The 18,174-nt window shown below is 64.0% G+C and carries 20 protein-coding genes and 1 pseudogene; 13 read left to right on the top strand and 8 right to left on the bottom strand.

Annotated features, from left to right (window positions below; translation table 11 throughout):
- Window positions 1-768: 768 nt before the first annotated feature.
- The gene (locus J2S96_RS06360; protein WP_306861028.1) at window positions 769-1,737 is read right to left on the bottom strand and encodes an acyl-CoA thioesterase; all 969 of its coding nucleotides are present in this window, start codon (window positions 1,735-1,737) and stop codon (window positions 769-771) included.
- Between the two features lie 93 nt (window positions 1,738-1,830).
- Here J2S96_RS06360 and J2S96_RS06355 point away from each other — a divergent pair, with 93 nt between their 5' ends.
- The 3 genes from J2S96_RS06355 to J2S96_RS06345 all read left to right on the top strand — a co-directional run bounded on the left by J2S96_RS06355 (window position 1,831) and on the right by J2S96_RS06345 (window position 4,162).
- Complete coding sequence (locus J2S96_RS06355) at window positions 1,831-3,174, top strand: MATE family efflux transporter (protein ID WP_306861026.1); 1,344 nt, start codon at window positions 1,831-1,833, stop codon at window positions 3,172-3,174.
- A 9-nt stretch (window positions 3,175-3,183) separates the two neighbouring features.
- Window positions 3,184-3,738 carry a hypothetical protein gene (locus tag J2S96_RS06350; protein WP_306861024.1) on the top strand — a complete coding sequence of 185 codons (555 nt, stop codon included), beginning with the start codon at window positions 3,184-3,186 and terminating at the stop codon, window positions 3,736-3,738.
- 67 nt (window positions 3,739-3,805) lie between these two features.
- Complete coding sequence (locus tag J2S96_RS06345) at window positions 3,806-4,162, top strand: hypothetical protein (RefSeq protein WP_306861023.1); 357 nt, start codon at window positions 3,806-3,808, stop codon at window positions 4,160-4,162.
- 9 nt (window positions 4,163-4,171) lie between these two features.
- Here J2S96_RS06345 and J2S96_RS06340 read toward each other — a convergent pair whose 3' ends face one another.
- On the bottom strand, window positions 4,172-4,720 hold the full coding sequence (locus tag J2S96_RS06340; RefSeq protein WP_306861021.1) for a CGNR zinc finger domain-containing protein: 549 nt from the start codon (window positions 4,718-4,720) through the stop codon (window positions 4,172-4,174).
- 64 nt (window positions 4,721-4,784) lie between these two features.
- On the opposite strand from J2S96_RS06340, the pseudogene J2S96_RS06335 reads away from it, so the two are divergent.
- Both J2S96_RS06335 and J2S96_RS06330 read left to right on the top strand, forming a co-directional pair.
- A pseudogene (locus J2S96_RS06335) lies at window positions 4,785-5,651 on the top strand (EamA family transporter); the annotation flags it as partial.
- 39 nt (window positions 5,652-5,690) lie between these two features.
- Window positions 5,691-5,963 (top strand): DUF2277 domain-containing protein, encoded by a 273-nt coding sequence (locus J2S96_RS06330; protein ID WP_306861017.1) that lies wholly within the window; start codon window positions 5,691-5,693, stop codon window positions 5,961-5,963.
- A gap of 56 nt (window positions 5,964-6,019) precedes the next feature.
- Here J2S96_RS06330 and J2S96_RS06325 read toward each other — a convergent pair whose 3' ends face one another.
- The 4 genes from J2S96_RS06325 to J2S96_RS06310 form a co-directional block, all read right to left on the bottom strand.
- Window positions 6,020-8,296, bottom strand: a complete 2,277-nt coding sequence (locus tag J2S96_RS06325) for a heavy metal translocating P-type ATPase (protein WP_370873029.1) — start codon at window positions 8,294-8,296, stop codon at window positions 6,020-6,022.
- Between the two features lie 71 nt (window positions 8,297-8,367).
- Window positions 8,368-8,607, bottom strand: a complete 240-nt coding sequence (locus J2S96_RS06320) for a heavy-metal-associated domain-containing protein (protein WP_306861013.1) — start codon at window positions 8,605-8,607, stop codon at window positions 8,368-8,370.
- A gap of 49 nt (window positions 8,608-8,656) precedes the next feature.
- Window positions 8,657-9,031 (bottom strand): metal-sensitive transcriptional regulator, encoded by a 375-nt coding sequence (locus J2S96_RS06315; RefSeq protein ID WP_306861011.1) that lies wholly within the window; start codon window positions 9,029-9,031, stop codon window positions 8,657-8,659.
- Between the two features lie 102 nt (window positions 9,032-9,133).
- Window positions 9,134-9,784: an EAL domain-containing protein gene (locus J2S96_RS06310; protein WP_306861300.1), complete on the bottom strand. Its 651-nt coding sequence runs from the start codon at window positions 9,782-9,784 to the stop codon at window positions 9,134-9,136.
- Here J2S96_RS06310 and J2S96_RS06305 point away from each other — a divergent pair.
- From J2S96_RS06305 to J2S96_RS06285, 5 genes are all read left to right on the top strand, one after another.
- Entirely contained in the window at window positions 9,702-10,007 is a 306-nt protein-coding gene (locus tag J2S96_RS06305) for a hypothetical protein (RefSeq protein WP_306861319.1), read from the top strand. The two genes, J2S96_RS06310 and J2S96_RS06305, sit on opposite strands and share 83 nt — an antisense overlap.
- Window positions 10,008-10,211: 204 nt before the next feature.
- Window positions 10,212-10,358, top strand: coding sequence for a hypothetical protein (locus tag J2S96_RS06300; RefSeq protein ID WP_306861009.1), 147 nt, complete (start codon window positions 10,212-10,214; stop codon window positions 10,356-10,358).
- A 323-nt stretch (window positions 10,359-10,681) separates the two neighbouring features.
- Complete coding sequence (locus J2S96_RS06295; RefSeq protein ID WP_306861007.1) at window positions 10,682-10,882, top strand: hypothetical protein; 201 nt, start codon at window positions 10,682-10,684, stop codon at window positions 10,880-10,882.
- Between the two features lie 72 nt (window positions 10,883-10,954).
- Window positions 10,955-12,139, top strand: coding sequence for a WD40/YVTN/BNR-like repeat-containing protein (locus J2S96_RS06290; RefSeq protein ID WP_306861005.1), 1,185 nt, complete (start codon window positions 10,955-10,957; stop codon window positions 12,137-12,139).
- A gap of 8 nt (window positions 12,140-12,147) precedes the next feature.
- Window positions 12,148-12,435: a MoaD/ThiS family protein gene (locus tag J2S96_RS06285; RefSeq protein WP_306861003.1), complete on the top strand. Its 288-nt coding sequence runs from the start codon at window positions 12,148-12,150 to the stop codon at window positions 12,433-12,435.
- A gap of 16 nt (window positions 12,436-12,451) precedes the next feature.
- On the opposite strand, the gene J2S96_RS06280 is transcribed toward J2S96_RS06285, so the two are convergent.
- The gene (locus tag J2S96_RS06280; RefSeq protein ID WP_306861001.1) at window positions 12,452-12,688 is read right to left on the bottom strand and encodes a hypothetical protein; all 237 of its coding nucleotides are present in this window, start codon (window positions 12,686-12,688) and stop codon (window positions 12,452-12,454) included.
- A 162-nt stretch (window positions 12,689-12,850) separates the two neighbouring features.
- Window positions 12,851-14,167, bottom strand: a complete 1,317-nt coding sequence (locus tag J2S96_RS06275) for an MFS transporter (protein WP_306860999.1) — start codon at window positions 14,165-14,167, stop codon at window positions 12,851-12,853.
- Between the two features lie 208 nt (window positions 14,168-14,375).
- Between J2S96_RS06275 and J2S96_RS06270 the strand changes: the two genes are divergently transcribed.
- The 3 genes from J2S96_RS06270 (at window position 14,376) to J2S96_RS06260 (ending at window position 18,156) form a co-directional block, all read left to right on the top strand.
- Window positions 14,376-15,146, top strand: a complete 771-nt coding sequence (locus J2S96_RS06270) for an IclR family transcriptional regulator (protein WP_306860997.1) — start codon at window positions 14,376-14,378, stop codon at window positions 15,144-15,146.
- Between the two features lie 167 nt (window positions 15,147-15,313).
- A complete protein-coding gene (locus J2S96_RS06265; protein WP_306860995.1) occupies window positions 15,314-16,237 on the top strand; it encodes a shikimate dehydrogenase in 924 nt (307 codons plus the stop codon).
- Window positions 16,237-18,156, top strand: coding sequence for a bifunctional sugar phosphate isomerase/epimerase/4-hydroxyphenylpyruvate dioxygenase family protein (locus J2S96_RS06260; RefSeq protein ID WP_306860993.1), 1,920 nt, complete (start codon window positions 16,237-16,239; stop codon window positions 18,154-18,156). Before J2S96_RS06265 ends, J2S96_RS06260 begins: the two co-directional genes overlap by 1 nt.
- Window positions 18,157-18,174: the final 18 nt, after the last annotated feature.

The following is an 18,174-nucleotide window of genomic DNA, read 5'->3' as shown; positions in this document are numbered from 1 at the left end:
ATACTCCCAGTATTCAACCCAAGGCCAGTAACGACTCGGTAACAACACTTATTAAGTCTTAAACAGCAAGATTACTATTGCCGAAAGCAATCAATTACTGCGAAATAAAGGCGTAAAGAATGCGGAGCACGTTCCGGCCTTCACACTCAGGCGTCTCAGCATCGAGCAGGGTAGGCGCCGAAGGTCCAATAAGCTCGACGCCCATGCTGGATGCATCCTGCGACACGGGAAGTACCTCCTCTATTGGACGGCCACAATCGGACAGTGCAACAAAGAGCCGCCGCTGGTCATCTGCGCATATCTTCCAGCACGTTTGTGACCCTCATTCCAACCGATCAATGTCGAGATGGGATCACTTCGACCGGGAAACGTGCGTTACACGTATTGACGGCTTCGTGTGTTCTTCCGGGAGTGCTGATGGTCTAAATGGCAAGGCGGCAGACTTCATATGCCTTCGGGCCTATAAGAGCTGCAGATGTTCGTTCGATCCGAACCAGCACACACGGATGAAATCGAACTTGGAATCAACCGCGAAAGCGACTCCAAGAGATGAACTCGGTGTTCGAAGAGTCATTTTCTGCGAAAATCAACGCCGTCGACGGTCGTGTCGTCGTCAGCGATCACGCTTGCCGCCGGGGGCGCCGCGACGGCATTGCTGGAGGGTGCCGACCTGCCTAGCGCAGTGTTCGCGCGCAACGACGAGCTGGCCCATGGCGTGCCGAAGCCGCGCGGCCTAGGACGTCGCGGCGCCAGACCCTCGCGGAACGCCTACCCGCCATTGAGCAAATGGTCGGGCATCCGGTTTCCGGGAGCCCGTCCCCGGATCTCCAGCAGCTCGCGGGCGTGGGCGTGAAGACGGCGGTCCTCGTCGGTTACCGGGACCCACGGCGGGATCGGAACGGACGTGCCGGTTTCGTCCCTCGCCACCATGACTGTGAGGCAGTAGGTGGTCAGCTTCATCTCACGGCCCTTCGGATTTCCGGAACGCACGTGCACGGCAATATGCATGCCTTTGTGGCCTGTATAGACGAGCCGGGCTTCGACTTCCACCACGTCGCCGATCAACAGTGGGCGGTAGAAGCGCACGCCGCCGGAGAACACGGCCACGGTGTCCTTGCCGCAATAGCGGGAAGCGCAGACGTAGGCTGCCTCATCGATCCACTTCATGACGATGCCCCCGTGGACCTTCCCGCCCCAGTTCACGTCGGTGGGAGCTGCCATGAAGCGGAGGACAACGCGCTCGGCCGTGCCGGCGTCGGTATATTCCTGTGCGTTCATGGCTTCGACGATCTTTTCCCGCACGGCGATCCGCGCGAGGGCGTTGTCACGCTGCTCGATTTCCTGCGGCGTCGAAGGCTCGAACTGCGGAACCGGAACCGGGCGGCCGTCGGGACCGACCGCGACGAAGATCACCAGGCACTGGCTGCGCATCGTGGCCGGGCCGCCCTTGGGGTCGCCCGAGGACACGATGGTCCGGATGTGCATGGACGAGCGGCCCGTGTAGACGATGGTCGCTTCGACCTCGACCATGTCTCCGCTGTTCACTGGGTCGGCGAAATGGATGTTGCCCACGTATGCCGTGACGCAATAGGACTTCGCCCAGCCGACAGCTGCCGCATAAGCGGCCTTGTCCACCCACTCAAGGACCGTGCCGGCGTCGACCGAGCCGCTGTGTCCGACATCGGTGGGGGAGGCAAGGAACCGCAGGGTGACGGAGTGGGAGGGGAGCTCGCTCATGACGTGAGTGTATCGACGGCAGGGATCCCGGCGCGCTCTATGACGGGCCGGACCGGCTTCGGCAGAGTCGGCGTGCCCCGCTAGGCTGGGAAAGTGCCCCAAACAGTGACCCGCACCACCACGAGCTCAACTGCACGCGAAATCCTGCGCCTGGCTGTCCCGGCCTTTGGGGCGCTCATCGCAGAACCGCTCTTCCTCTTGGCCGACTCCGCCATAGTGGGGCACCTTGGCGTCCCGCAATTGGCGGGCGTGGGGCTGGCATCCACTCTTCTGTACACCGCCGTCGGACTTATGGTCTTTCTGGCATATTCGACGACTCCCGCAGTGGCGAGGGCCATCGGAGACGGAAAGCTCGCCAAAGCGCTGGCCGCAGGGCGCGACGGCACGTGGCTGGCTTTGCTGCTGGGCGCCGTCCTGGCGGCGGCCGGCTTCCTCGCGGCTGAGCCGCTGCTCGGGTTGCTTGGCGCCAGCGGCGAGGTGCGGAGCTACGCTGTCGACTATTTGCGCTGGTCGATGCCGGGACTCGTCGCCATGCTGCTGATCTTCGCCGGCACCGGCGTGCTTCGCGGGCTGCAGGACACCCGCACTCCCTTGGTGGTCGCAACGGTGGGCTTCGCCGCGAACATCGGCCTGAACTGGACCCTCGTCTATGGGTTGCACATGTCCGTCGCGGGGTCGGCCATCGGCACCAGCATTGCCCAATGGGCCATGGCCGCGGTGTATCTGGTGATGGTGGGACGGAATGCGCGGCGCCACGGCGTTTCACTGCGCCCGGACTGGCACGGAATCCGCACGATGACCACCGTGGGTTCATGGCTCATGCTCCGCACCCTCAGCCTGCGCCTGGCTATCCTGGGCACCGTCTTCGTGGTCACTTCCCAAGGGTCCGTGAACCTGGCGGCACACCAGCTGGCTATGACCATCTTCTCTTTCCTTGCCTTTGCCCTGGACGCCTTGGCGATTGCCGCGCAGGCACTCATCGGCAAGGAACTCGGAGCCTCCCATCCGGCGCGGGCGCGAGAACTCACCCGCACCATGGTCCGCTGGGGCTTGGGTTTCGGCGTCGTGACCGGCGCCCTCCTCGCGGTGGCCGCTCCGTGGGCCGGCCTCCTCTTCACCTCCGACGCAGGCGTCCAGTCCGCTCTCACCGCGGCACTGTGGGTGCTCGCCGTCGGGCAGCCCCTTGCGGGCTACGTCTTCGTTCTGGACGGCGTCCTGATCGGTGCGGGCGATGCTCCCTACTTGGCGATTGCCGGCGTCGTGAACCTCGCGGTCTACCTGCCGCTTTTGGCGGCAGTCCACCTGACAAGGCCCGACGGCGCGGCGGCGCTCGTGTGGCTCTGGGCCGCGTTCGCGCTGGGCTACATGGCGGCCCGCGGGGTCACTTTGGGGCTGCGGGCACGCTCCGACCAATGGATGGTCCTGGGTTCGCACTAAACTGGACTGGTGACTCTCCCCGCCTCTTCAGCGACTTCATCCACGCCCACAGCAGCCGGCCTCTGGAAGCCCGTACTTCTCCGCGCCGGTGTTGCGCTGGTGTTTGGAGCCGTGACCGTCTTCTGGGGCTCGCCCTCCGTTCACGTCCTGGCCTGGGCTACCGGGCTTTACCTGCTCGCCACCGCGGGCGCCGCGTTCCTGGCTCAGAGCGTTCCGGCAGCCGCGGCCGTCGTGGTCGGCTTGGCAGGGGTGGGTGCCTTGATCACGCAATCAGACACGGGGGTCGGCGTTTGCGCGCTCGGAGGATTGCTGGTGCTGGGAGTGCTTGAGCTGATCCATGGATTCCGGCAGCGCGGACGGCATGTGCTTGCCCGGGACTGGATCATTTCCGGCGTGGTGGGCATCGGAACCGCAGTTGCGTTGCCGTTCTTCATCGGCCTTGGAGCGCATGCGCTACTCGGTGTTGCCGGCGGAGGCGCCATCATCGGGGGAGTCCTGTGGCTGCTTTCCGGACTGAGCCTGCGGCACGATGGGCAAAGCCCCTCCGCTGAGGCCGTAAACTAGTAGTCGTACGTTCTACCCTGCGTAGAACTCTCAAGGCGCGAACGGCGCCAACACCCACATTGGAGGAATGACCTTGGCTGACCAGAAACCAGGAGAGCCGCGCAAGATGCGGACCTCGGTGAAGGGACCGCTGATGTTCTCCGCGTTCTGGGCCGTCGTGATCTTCTTCGCCGTGCTGATCTTCGCCTCCGGCGGCAGCGCCCGTACTCCGCGCTTTGACCTTGCCTTCACCGGCGCCGGCATCGCATTCATTGTGAGCCTTGTCCTCGCTGCGATGCTTTCCATGAGCTACAAGGAAAATGCCGAGCACCTTGGCAAGGGCTCGGGCGTCAACCTGAGTTCCAGGAAGCCGGGCCAAGGTCGCGGTTCTGCCGCCCCCCAGGCGGGCAGCGAGAACGAAACGCCCGACGCCGACGCCCCCTAGGCTGTTAGCTCACTCCGCACCCGAGGCCTTCCGGGCCCGGTAAGCTGCCACATGCGTTCGGTTGGCGCAGTTACCGGTATCGCAATAGAGCTTGGAACGGTTGCGGCTTAGGTCCAGCACGACGGCGTCGCAGTCGTCTGCCGCGCACACCCGCAGGCGTCCCATTTCCTTGCTGCGGATGACGTCCACGAGTGCCATGGCCGCTTCCGTGCCCATGCGTTCCGCGAGGGGCGCTTCGGGGGTGGTGGCGTGCAAGTGCCAGTCCCAACGATCGTGCTTGACCAATTGGGGGAGCGCGTGCGCGGCACTGAGGAGCTGGTTGACGGCTTTTGCGGCCGCGTCCTCATCGCTCGTCCACAGGGAAGCCAGCTGGGTCCGCAGTCCCTTCACGCTGACTAATTCGGACTCGGTTCCTTCGCGGGTCCCCGTGAATTCTTCCGCGTCGAGGAAGGCCTGGAGTTCGGCGACGCCCGTGAGCGATTCGGTGCCATTGGCGGCCGTGTTGATCAAATTGACCGCGCTTCGAAGGGCCACTTCAGTGTCAGGTGCAAAAAGCACTTTGACTCCTTACATCTCTCGAGGGTAGTGTCAGCAGCGTAACTTATTTTACTCCTGACAGGAGGCTGCTGTGTCAGCTGCAACAAACCGGGCTGGTGCTGCGGGCTTCATGGCGTCGGGCCTGGGGCTCGCGCTCCGTGGCCGTTGGCACCAGCTCAAGGACAACTGGGTCACCATCCTGTTGTTCGGCGTGATCGGTGTTGCCGGGTGCCAGTTGTTCTACTTCAACGCGGTATCCAGGCTGTCCGTGGGCGTCGCCCTCCTGCTCGAATATCTCGCGCCAACCATGATCGTCCTGTGGCTGTGGGCCGCGAGCCGACGCCGGCCGCGGGCGCTCACCGCCATGGGAACGCTGCTTTCCCTCGGCGGCCTTGTCCTGGTGCTCGATCTCACGGGTTCCGTGAAGGTGGACCTCATCGGCGTCCTGTGGGGCATGGCCGCGGCCGTTTGCCTGGTCATCTACTTCTTCATCACAGCCAAGCAGAACGACACGCTGCCGCCCATCGTGCTTGCCTCAGGTGGCCTGATGGCCGGTTCATTACTCATCTGGATTGCCGGCGCGACCGGTCTGGTGTCCATGAATTTCGCCACGGCGGACACCAAACTCGGGCCGTGGACCACGCCGTGCTGGGTATCGATCGCCGGCCTCGTCATCCTGTCCACCGTGCTGTCCTACGTCACGGGGATCATGGCAGCACGAGGCCTCGGTTCCAAGGTTGCATCTTTCGTCTCGCTCACGGAAGTGCTGTTCGCTGTGGTGTGGGCCTGGTTGCTGCTGGCCGAATTGCCGGGAGCCATCCAGCTCGTTGGCGGGGCGCTCATCGTGTGCGGAGTAGTCTTGGTCCGGATCGATGAGCTGCGCGCAGACAAGGCCCCCGAGCTTGACCACGCGAACGACGTCGAGCCCGTTCCTTCCGAGAGTGCGTTTTAGGCCTCCCCGGCTGGCGCCAAGCTGGCCTAGCATGTTGATATGTGCCGCAACATCCACACTCTTCACAATTTTGAGCCCCGAGCCACCTCAGCGGAGGTGGAAGCCGCAGCCCTGCAGTACGTGCGCAAAATCAGCGGAACGACGAAGCCGTCCAAGGCCAACGAGGAGGCCTTCGCCGAGGCTGTCCACGAGATCGCGCACATCACACAGCATCTGCTCGATTCCCTCGTGACCCATGCACCGGCCCGGAATCGCGATGAGGAAGCAGCCAAGGCCAAGGCGCGGGCCGCTGTCCGTTTCGGAACGGCCTAGCCTTCCAGCCTGACAGGCTTAGCCTCCTGGCCGGCCGTTAGTTGATCGGCCTTGGGCTACTTCGCAAATGAGCGCAGCCGCAGCGAATTTGCGACCACCAGGACCGAGCTCGCAGCCATGGCCGCGCCGGCGATCATCGGGTTGAGCAAGCCAAGGGCTGCCACGGGGATGCCGATGGCGTTGTAGAAGAAGGCCCAGAACAGGTTTGTCTTGATGGTGGTGAGCGTCTTCCGGGACAGCTCGATGGCTTGCACCAGCTGGCCGAGGTCGCTGCCCATCACGGTCAGATCCGAGGCCTCGATAGCGACGTCCGTGCCGGATCCCATGGCGATGCCAAGGTCGGCCTGCGCCAGGGCTGCGGCGTCGTTGACTCCGTCTCCTGCCATGGCCACAGTAGAGCCCTGGGACTGGAGTTTCCGTACCGCTTCCACTTTGCCTTCCGGCAGGACCCCCGCGAATACGTCTTCCGGGGAGATCCCGACGGCGGTGGCGACTTGGGCGGCGACGGCGGCATTGTCTCCGGTCAGGAGCAGGGGGCGGATCCCGAGTTCCTTGAGCTTCGCGATGGCTGCAGCCGACCCGGGTTTGACCGTGTCCCGTAGCGTGACGATTCCAGCGGGCTCCCCGTCCATGGCAACCCAGATGGCGGTAGCGCCACCGGATTCCGCCGTGGCCAGCGCCTGGCGCTGTGCATCGTCTGGGAAGATTCCGTTGTCTTCCAGCCAGCCGGTCCTGCCAGCTACCACCGTTCCATCTGCGCCCTTCAGCGCAACCATTCCCCGGACTCCGCCGCCCGGGGCAGAACTGAAGTCCTTCACGGCGGGGAGCGGGCCGGCGTCGGGCACCGCGGACTTGGCTGCAGCGGCAATGGCGTGGGCAATAGGGTGTTCCGACGCCGCCTCGACGGCGCCTGCGAGCGTGAGAACCTCCGCTGCGGAGTGGCCGTTCAAGGCCAGGGTGTGTCCCACGGCGAGCTTGCCGCTGGTGACGGTACCGGTCTTGTCCAACAGGATGGCGTCCACCGTGCGGGTATCTTCAAGCACCTGTGGACCTTTGATGAGGATGCCGAGCTGCGCGCCCCGGCCGGTCCCGGTCAAAAGGCCAACGGGGGTCGCAAGCCCAAGCGCACACGGGCACGCAATCACGAGCACCGCCACAGCCGCCGTGAACGAGGCATTGAGGTCCTTGCCCAGGGCAAGCCAGAATACGAACGTCACCACGGCAATGGCCAGCACGACCGGAACGAAGACGGCGCTGATGCGATCCGCGAGCCGTGCAATCGGGGCTTTGCCAGTCTGCGCTTGGCTCACCAACCGCCCCATCTGAGCGAGCGTAGTGTCGGAACCGACCCGGGTTGCGCGGACCAGCAAACGGCCCGAGGTATTGATGGTGGCGCCTGTGACCTGGCTTCCCGGTCCGACCTCCACGGGTACGGATTCACCGGTGACCAATGAGGCGTCCACGGCGGATGAGCCGCCCGTCACAACGCCGTCAGTGGCAATCTTCTCTCCCGGACGAACCATGAAGATGTCCCCGGCTACGAGCTGCTCGGCCGGGATCTTGTGCTCGACGCCGTCGCGCAGCACCGTTGCGTCCTTTGCTCCCAGGTTCAGCAGGGCCTTGAGGGCGTCGCCCGCTTTCGCTTTGGCGTTGGCCTCAAGGAAACGGCCCAGAAGCAGGAAGGTGGTGACCACGGCCGCAACCTCGAAGTACAGCCCGCCGCTCACGCCTCCCATGGACTCCATGCCGGGGTGTTCAGTCATCATGGGGTTGGCAAGGAGCTGCCACGCGGAATAGAGGTATGCAGCCAGGACCCCGATCGAGACGAGCGTGTCCATGGTCGACGCGAAATGCCGGGCATTGACGGCGGCGGCCCGGTGGAAGGGCCACGCAGCCCATGTCACCACGGGAAGTGAAAGTGCGGCGGCCACCCAGCCCCATTGCGGGAATTGCAAAGCTGGAATCATCGAGATGGCGAAGACCGGGACAGTCAGTATGGCGGCGGCAAAGAGCCTGGGGCGCAACTTGGACGCTGTTGGACCGTGGTGCATATGGTCGTTGTGGTCATGCCCAGGTTCGAGGCCCTCTTCCGCACTGCCTTCAGTCGCGCCCCCTTCAGTCGCGCTGTCTTCAGTGATGGACGGGCTGGGCCGCGAATCGCGTATCCAGGCCTTGTAGCCCGTTGCGTTCACGGTGTCGACGATTTGTTGGTCCGTGACGCCGTCCGGAACTGTCACCCGGGCTGATTCGAGGGGGAGGTTGACTGAAGCCTCCACGCCGTCGAGCTTGCCCAGTTTCCGCTCTACGCGGGCCACGCAGGATGCGCACGTCATACCCTCGATGTCGAGTTCGACGATGCGTGTGCCCGTTTGGCGAAGGACATCGTGATTGCTCACATTGGCCCCTAGGCCTCGTTGGCGACTACCAGGTAGCCGGCTTCGGCGACGGCCTCGCCGATTTCCGACGGCGACAATTCCTGGGTGGAGGTGATGGTGACGGTGGAGATTCCGCCGGCATTCAGATCGATCTCGACATTCTCCACCCCTGCCAAGGACTCAATTTCCTCGCTGACTGCCGAAACGCAGTGCCCGCAGGTCATGCCCGAAACGCTGATGTTCGTCTGGATGGTTGCAGTGTTGCCCATGGCGTGCTCCTTGGTGGTGAGTTGAATGGTGTGGTGGGTGTTTGCGGGGTTACCGCAGCAGGCGCCCGATGGCATCGGCGGCCTCCTTGACCTTGATGTCGATTTGCTCAGCGCGCACGATGGGATCTGCCTCGGAGGCGGCGCCGACAACACAGTGCCCGATGTGTTCCTCCACGAGCCCTAGGCTCACTGCATGCAGCGCCTTCGTGGCTGCCGAGACTTGCGTGAGGATATCGATGCAGTATTTGTCCTCTTCCACCATGCGCGCAATACCGCGTACTTGGCCCTCGATCCGCTTGAGACGTCGCAAGTAGGAGTCCTTGTTGGGGGAGTGTCCGTGTTGGGAAGGTGCGCCATCCTCGACTTCGACGGTGCTCGAATCCGCGGGTTCCAAAGGAGTGGGGTTCACATCGATCGTGCTCATGCTGCAAAGATATACCCCCTAGGGGTATTAATCAAGTACCCCCAGGGGGTATGCGTCCTGTCCCGGACGAAGACTATGAACGGGCCATGAGCCGACCCACCGCTACCCCCAGTTCGCCCAGTCCTCCGGCCTGAGCGAGGGGCGGCCGAGGAGGTAGCCCTGGGCCGCGGCCATTCCGAGCTTGGTGACGGCGGCCAGCTCGGCCTCGGTCTCGATCCCTTCGGCCACCAGTGCAGCTCCGATTTCCGAGGAAAATCCGACCATGGCAGCTCCGAGGGCCCGCTGTGCCGGATCAGTGTCGATGCCGGCGATGATCTCGCGATCGAGCTTGATAAGGTCTGGCTTGAGCTGCAGGATGTGGCGCATGGAAGCAAAGCCGGCCCCGGCGTCGTCGACCGCGATTCTCAGGCCGGCGCGCCGCAGCGGTGCCAGTGCTTCCGCCAGCGGTTGGTAGTTGGCGACCTCGTGGCGTTCGGTGACCTCAAGAACGATGCGTCGTGGAGGGATGGCCGACTCCACGATCGCAGCCCCCAGCCGGGGGTCAAGGCATGCGCGAGGTGAGAGATTCGCGGCGACATACAGTTCTGGTGGGAGTCCCGCAGCGGTGGTCAGCGCGGTCCGGAAAGCAAGGATTTCAAGCTCGATGTCCAAGCCGATCGAGGCGGCTTCCATGAAACGCGCCTCCGGGGACAACTCCTGGGACCCGCTGAACCTTGTCAAGGATTCCACTCCAACCACCCTGCCCGTTTTCAGGCACTGGATCGGCTGGAATGCGGTTATCAGTGAACCGTCATTGAGCAATTCCTGGATGCGGGCGTTGGCTTGGGCGTGCGAGCGTGCTGTCTCTGGATTCGAGACACGGCAGGTTGCCCTCGAATCCGCAGTCCCTGCCCTCCCTGTCGCGCATCGGCCTTCCGGCAACATCAATCAAGACGCGGCGGCCGTCCCGGTGGCGGCACACTGTGACCACCCGTGACCACGAGGAGTCGCCGCTTTCCGCGGCTTTCCAGTCCACCCGAGCGTCCGCGAGGTTCCCCGGGGTCGATGACACGGGTGATGTGCCTTCCCAAGAGTTCGCAGCACCACCAGCGGCACGATCAGCAGTGCTAGAAGAGCGGGGAATCCGGTTTTTTCATCGATGCCGCCCCACGGCTGGAGTCCGAAGGCCAATGGCAGGCGGATGGACAAGGCAATCGCGGCGTCGATGAATATGACCGCAAGCAGTCACCATCCGGTCGAAGCGGAGGCCAGCCGGTTGGCTTGGGGTCCCTTGGGGGAAGATGCCCCCTTGAGCCTGGGAATGCGCATGAAGGGCGTCACCCAATAGTGCCATCATGCCGGGGATTGCGCCGCAATCGGCAGCGCGTCGTTGGGCTGGAGGGGGTTAACTGCTTAAACAAAGAGCTCCGGAGTGAGTTATTGGGGGATACTCACTCCGGAGCGGACTTTGGAACAGGTTCTTTTGGTTCCTGCTGAGAATTAGCTTACGTGCCCCGACAGCGCTCCGCCACCAATCTGGATAACTACTTTCACTTTACTTTTTCTGGCCCTGAATTTCGGGCCGGATCCGGTGTTCGAGCAGCTCAGCGGCCCCTTGTCGCGCACCCGGTGCAGGCCTAGCGTTAACTTGCAAAGGAAGGGGTGGTCCACGTGGAGATCTTCATGTGGTGGCTGGACATAGACCTCAAGAGCAAGGAGTGGCTCCGGGAGAACCTGCGTGCTACGGAGCTTCCACCGGAGGTTCTGCAACGCATCGCGGATGCCGGCGGCCCCCGTCTCGAGGAGCTAGCCGGTGGCTTGAGCGACGCCGACTGGGATTTCATCGAGACTCAGTCCGAGTTCGTGGACTGAAACGTCGTGGACTAAGGCAGTTTCCCAGGCGGGTTCATTAAACCGTTGCGGCTCTCGCGCGGGGATGGTTGCATGGGGTGCATGGCTACCGCAGAGAGTTATGTCTTGGCGATCGGGACCAAAAAAGGACTGTGGCTGGCACGCAGCACAGACCGCAAGGAATGGTCCCTCTCCGGCCCGCACTTCCTCATGAGCGAGATCCCCAGCATCGGGATAGATACGCGCGGGGACAGGCCCCGGATCATGGTGGGTGTGCGATCCGAACACTGGGGTCCTACTGTGGCCCACTCCGATGACCTTGGCGCCACGTGGACCGAACCCGAACAAGGCGCCATCAAATTCCCCGAGGACACCGACGCGGCGCTGGAGCGGATCTGGCAGATCTATCCGGACTCCGCGTCCCGGCCAGGGGTGGTCTGGGCCGGTTGCGAACCGATTTCCGTCTGGAAATCCACCGACGGCGGCGAGCACTTCGAGTTGAACCGCGGCCTGTGGGACCACCCGCACCGCAGCGAGTGGGGAGCCGGCTACGGCGGCGCTGCCGCCCACTCGATTGTGGTCAGCCCTTCCGGGGAGAACGTCCACATCGCGATGAGCACCGGGGGCGTCTACCGATCGCTCGACGGCGGATCCTCCTGGGAGGCCCGCAACAAGGGAATTTCGGCCTACTTCATGCCCGACCCCAATCCCGAGTTCGGCCAGTGCGTACACAAGATCGCCGCCGATGCCGCCGTCGAAGGCCGGTTGTATGCGCAGAACCACCACGGCGTGTACCGCACGGATGACAACGGCGAGAACTGGGTTTCGATCGCCGAGGGACTTCCGGCTGATTTCGGCTTCGTGATGCTGACCCATCCCCGCCGGGAAGGTACGGCGTGGGTAGTCCCGATCAAGGCGGACGGGGAGCGGATTCCACCGGATGGCCGGTTGGCGGTGCACCGCACGGATGACGCCGGCGGGTCGTGGAAGCGCTTGGATGTAGGCCTCCCGGACCACGAATATAACGCAGTGCTCCGTGACGCGGCCGCGGTGGATTCTGCTGAACCTGCCGGGGTGTACTTCGGAACTCGCGGTGGTTCGGTCTACGCCAGCGCCGATGAGGGCGAGTCCTTCCTCGAAGTTGCCTCGCATCTGCCCGATGTCTTGTGCGTACGGGCGGCCGTCGTCTCAAGCGTTGTCTCTGCCGATATCTCTGCCGAAGCCGATGTCGCTGCCGAAGTGGCGCCTGCCTCCGCGGCAGCCGGCCTGCCGGCTTAGGACGGACCTTGCCTGACATCACCGTGCTTTTGCCCAGCGTCCTCCAGCCCCTCGCCGGCGGGCAGTCCTACCTGACTACGCCCGCCGACGGAGCTGTGACCGTGGAAAGCCTGCTTGATGCTGTGACCGGGGAGTACCCGGTGTTGGCCCGGAGACTCCGGGACGAAACCGGTTCGCTCCGCCGCTACGTGAATATTTACGTGAACGGCGAGGAGGTCCGGCGTCTGAAGGGTCTGGATACGGAGGTAGCGGCCGGCCAGGAGGTTTTGATCATCCAATCCGTGGCGGGCGGCTGAGCGGTTCGGGGCCAGGTCAGGCCACTCGCCAAACGGTACATTCGTCGGTATTGATGGCCTTGCGCAGGCCGGTCACCTGATCCATGATCCAGACGACGCCGATGCCCGGGGCCGTTTCCTGGACGCTGCCCCGGCGGATGACAACGTCATCGTAGGAGGGTCCGACGGAGAGGCGGGCTTCGATCTGGTCGCCGCGGTGCAACTGGCCAAGTGCGCGGATTCTTGTGGGGTGGGTTGATACTTCCTTCAACATGGGGGCCTCCCTGGCTGGAGCTGCCAGCGTTTGCCGGCTCTTCCAGTGTGGCGGGCCAATGTTGCGTAGTAGTTTCGCGCGGGTTAGGAGCGCGAAAAAATCCATTGCTGCGCAAGTGTCGTTCTGAGGGGTCAAAACGACACTTACGCAGCAATGGATGGGTTACTTCAGCCCGAGCTCCGCCGTCGGGGTTTTGAAGGATTCCCGGGCCGTCATTGCGGAGACCGCGGCGATGATGCAGATGACGCCGGTGAAGATGCTGATCTGGACCCAGCCGCCCGCTTTCGTGCCGCCCATTGCGGTGACGATCGTGGGGGCGAAGCCTGCCATGAGGAAGCCGATCTGCGTGCCGATGGCCAAGCCGGAGAAACGGACCTTGGTGCTGAACATTTCGCCGTAGAAGGAGGGCCACACGGCATTTGCGGCGGCGTATCCGAGGGAGAAATACACCACGGAGACCAGGAACATGAGGGGCACGTTTCCACCCTCAAGGCTGAGGAGGAACACCGGCGTCATGATGGCGCTGGCTACAGCACCGTAGATGAAGACGGGCTTGCGGCCGATCCGGTCAGCTGCCTTGCCGAAGAGAGGCTGGGTGCCGAGGGCGACAATGTTGGCGACTACCACCAGCCACAGGGTGATGGTGCTGTTCACGTGGGCCACGTCCTTGGCGTACGCAATGGCCAGGGTTCCGAAGACCGTGCTTACCGCGGCGATGAAGGCGCAGCAGACAACGCGCAGGACGTCGCGCCAGTGGAGCTTCAGCAGGTCGGCGACCGGGAGCTTGGCGATCTGGTTGTTCTTCTTGGCCTCGGCGAATGCCGGCGGCTCATGCAGGGTCCGGCGGATGAAGAACGCTACCACGACTACCACGGCGCTGAGCCAGAACGGGATGCGCCAGCCGATGCCGTACTTGATCTCGTCGGGAAGGGCGACCACAGGAATGAACACCAGTGCTGCGAGGATCTGGCCACCCTGGGTTCCGGTAAGGGTCCAGGAAGTAAAGAAGGAGCGGCGGTTGTCCGGGGCGTGTTCCAGCGTCATGGACGAGGCGCCGGCCTGCTCGCCGGCGGCAGAGAGGCCTTGGCAAAGTCGTGCGAAGACCAGCAGTGCCGGAGCCCACCAGCCGATGGATGCGAAGTCTGGAAGGCAGCCAATGATGAACGTCGCGCCGCCCATGAGCACCAAGGTGAACATCAGCACGCGCTGGCGGCCGATGCGGTCGCCGAAGTGCCCCAGGATGATGGCTCCCACGGGCCGCGCCACATACGCGAAGCCGAACGTCGCGAAGGACATGATGGCTGCGTTGGCGTCGGCGCTGGGGAAGAAGACGTGCGGGAAAATCAAGGCCGCAGCCGAACCGAAGATAAAGAAGTCGTAGTACTCGACGGCGCTACCGAGGAAGCTGGCGAGGGCGGCTTTCTTCGGAGTTCCGGCCGTGGCGGTGCCCGGCGTCATAGACGGGATCGTGTGACTCATGGTGTTCCTTTTGTGTGACGGCGATGTCGCATCTGGCTGAAATTTGCGTGCCTGGAACATCGATGTTGGTCCGGCAGCGGCCCCACACTGCAGCCACATTGTGAGAGCTACTTGTGCGATATAGCAATGATGGCTGTGAGCGCAGTCACTTGTCAAGAGTTTTACTCATCATCTAGAAATAGCTCTCACGATGTGGCAATCTTTAGTTATGGATGTGAAGGAAGACACAAAGACCGACATGATCGGCAAGGCCCTGGGCCTCCTTGTATTGCTGGGCAACGAGCCGAAGGGGGCCAGTGCTTCCGAGCTCGCCCGCCAGGCGGACCTGCCCTTCAGCACCACGTACCGCCTGCTCGGATCCCTGACCCGCGATGGCTTTGTGGACTACGAGGCCGATGGACGCCGCTATCACCTGGGCCTTCGCGTCTTCCAGCTCGGGCAGCGGGTGTCCAACCATCACGGCTTTGCCGGAACCGCGCGGCCCATCCTGCAGCGCGTGACGGAGGGGACCGGCGAGGCCACCATCCTTTCGGTCCGGGATGGCCACCACCACCTCACGGTCAACAAGGTGGATGGCCCCCAAATGTTCCGGGTCACGAGCGATCCCGGGCACCTGGGAATGCTCCACACCACGGCAGTAGGCAAGGCCCTTGTTGCGTTTGCGGACGACGACGAGCGGCAGCAGTTGGTCGAGGAGCTCGAGTTGGAGCCGCTGACGGAGTTCTCCATCACAGACCGCGACGCCTTTCGCTTGGAAATCGAGAAGGTCCGGCGTCAGGGCTACGCGATCATGGACGAGGAAAACGAGGTGGGCATGCGTGCCGTCGCCGTCCCCGTCCTCAATTCCCAGGGCATTGCCTTCGCCTCCCTTGCCACCGCGGTTCCGGTTTTCCGGATGAGCGTGGAGCAGTTGCTTGGGGTGGTCCCCTTGCTGAAAAGTGCGGCGTCCGAGCTTGCCGACCGCCTGCCGCAGCGCTAGGAGCATCAGCGGCCAGCACTTTTGTTCGCGATAAGAACACTAGTGCAATATATGAACATTTTGTGTAGTCTGATTCATACCGCCCGGCGGAGCAGCACACCCTGGATGACCCGAAAGGATCCAGAGGGAGCCAATCCGCGGGTGCAGTTGTCAAAGGAGCAATGAGCATGAGCAACCGAGCCGAATCCTTCTTGGTGGGCCTGATCGGTGAAGGCGTCTCGCCTTCGCTGACGCCGCCCATGCATGAGAGGGAGGCCGACGTCCAGGGGCTCCGCTACCTGTACCGGCCCATCGACCTGCTGGAACTCTCCCTGCCCGGCTCCGCCGTCGGCGACTTGCTGACCGCAGCTTCCCGCCTTGGCTACAACGCCCTCAACATCACGCATCCATGCAAGCAACTGGTACTGCCGTTCCTGGACGAGGTTTCCGAGGATGCGAGGCGGCTCGGCGCTGTGAACACCGTGCTGATCAAGGACGGCCGCTTCATCGGCCACAACACGGACTTCTCCGGTTTCGGCTCCGCTTTGGCCAGCGGCCTTCCCGACGCCGGTTTGGAACGCGTCGTCCAGCTGGGCGCCGGTGGTGCCGGCTCCGCCGTCGCATATGCCCTTCTCTCTGCGGGGGTCAAGGCGCTGGACCTTGTTGACGTGGACCCCGCGCGCTGCGCGGAACGGGCGGCGGAGCTCGCCACCCTGTTCCCGGACAGCACAGTCACGGCGCGCACGACGGCGGAGCTGCCGCACATCATGGCGCTTGCCGACGGTTTGGTGCACTGCACCCCGGTGGGCATGGCCGCTCATCCGGGCCTGCCGCTGGACATGTCCCTCGTGGAACCCCGGCACTGGGTGGCTGACATCGTTTACCGGCCGATCGAAACCCAGCTCGTGCTCGAGGCCCGCGCCAAAGGCTGCCGCGTGCTCGACGGCGGACGAATGGCCGTGGGGCAGGCCGCCGACGCTTTCCGTATCTTCACCGGCCGCGACGCCGATCCGGAACGGATGAGGGCGCATTTCCTGGAGCTGGTGGCTGCCGAAGAAGCCAAGCTTGAAGCATCGAAGGCCCGCGAGGCACTCGCCGGGGCGGGGCACTGATGCGCACGGGAATCGCTACCGTCTGCCTCTCCGGCACGCTCAAGGAAAAGATGCAGGCCTGTGCCATCGCCGGCTTCGGCGGCATCGAGATCTTCGAACAGGACCTGGTCACCTCGCCGCTCAGCCCTGAGGACGTGCGGAAGATGGCCGCCGACCTCGGGCTCGGCCTGGACCTGTACCAGCCGTTCCGGGACTTCGACAGCGTCTCCGAAGACGTGCTGCAGGAAAACCTGCGCCGGGCGGACGCCAAGTTCAGGCTCATGTCCCGCCTCGGCATGGACACCATCCTGGTGTGCACCAACGTGGGGACCGCGACGATCGACGACGACGACCTCCGCGTCGAGCAGCTCTCCCGCCTGGCGGAGCTGGCCGGTAACCACGGCGTCAAGGTGGCGTACGAGGCCCTGGCCTGGGGCAAATACGTCAACGACTACGAGCATGCCCATCGTTTGGTGGATGCGGTGGACCACCCCAACCTGGGCACCTGCCTGGACTCCTTCCACATCCTCTCCCGGGACTGGGACACCGCGCCCATCGAGGCCATCAAGCCGGAGAAGATCTTCTTCGTCCAGGTGGCGGACGCCCCGAAGCTCTCCATGGATGTGTTGTCCTGGAGCCGCCACTACCGGGTGTTCCCGGGAGAAGGACAGTTCGAGCTTGCCAAGTTCATGGGTCACGTGGCCCGCGCGGGCTACTCCGGTCCGGTCTCGCTGGAGGTCTTCAACGACGTCTTCCGCCAATCCGACGTGGAGCGCACCGCCGTCGACGCGATGCGCTCGCTGATCTGGCTTGAGGAACAGAGTGCCAAATGGCTCGACGCGAACCCGGCAGGCCCCATGCCGGGAGGCGCCGGCGGAGACTCCCTCCCCAAAGCCGCGGGCCGCCGTCGTTACCCCATGGAACTGGCCACGCTGCCCAAGGTGGCCGAGCCCGCCGGATTCAACTTCGCAGAGGTCAAAACCGACGAACCCGGCCAACTGGAGAGACTCCTGGGCCAGCTTGGCTTCGAATTCGACGGCCGGCACCGGACCAAGGACGTGCAGCTGTGGTCCATGGGGCAGGCCCGCGTCATCATCAACGAACAGGCGCCGTCGCACAGTGAACCTGCCATCGCGGCACTGGGGTTCGACGTCGACTCTCCCGTCATTGCCTCGGCCCGCGCCCAGCAGCTCAGGGCGCCCGTGGTGCCTCGCAAGGTCCAGGCGGACGAGGAGGTATTCCAAGGCATCGCCGCCCCGGACTCCACCGAGATCTTCCTATGCCAGGGTAATCCTGACGGCACGGCGGCCTGGACTGCTGAATTCGGACAACACCGGGAGTTCGGCGAAGGCCTGGAGCACCCTTCCGGGGGAGCCCGGGCCGTGATCGACCACGTGAACCTCGCCCAGCCGTGGCAGCACTTCGACGAAGCCGTGCTCTTCTACACGAGTGCCCTGGCCCTGGAACCCCAGCCGTTCGCGGAGGTGCCGAGCCCCAGCGGCCTGGTGCGCTCCCAGGTCATGCAGACCTCGGACCGTGCCGTTCGCCTGGTCCTGAACCTTGCGCCGCTGCTTCAGCAGGGCGAGCGCAAGAGCTACCAGGAACACATCGCCTTCGCCGTGGACGACCTCGTGGCCACGGCCCGGGCGGCGCAGGAACGTGGACTCGACTTCCTCCGGATCCCGGCCAACTACTACGAGGACCTGGATGCGCGCTTCGCCCTGGAGCCTGCCTTCCTTGCCACCCTCAAGGAACTGAACCTGCTCTACGACAGGGACGCCAACGGTGAATTCCTCCACTTCTACACCGCCACGGTGGGCAGCGTGTTCTTCGAAATGGTGGAGCGCCGCGGCAATTACGACGGCTACGGCGCCCCCAACGCCCCCGTGCGGCACGCCGTTCAATACGACTCGCTTCACGCCCACCACATGAACCGCTAAGCAAAAGCGCAAGCAAAA

Source organism: Arthrobacter bambusae (assembly GCF_030812595.1).
Taxonomy (GTDB): Bacteria; Actinomycetota; Actinomycetes; order Actinomycetales; family Micrococcaceae; genus Arthrobacter; species Arthrobacter bambusae_B.
Note: the sequence above shows the minus strand (reverse complement) of the source record. Positions and strands in the feature narration are given on the sequence as shown.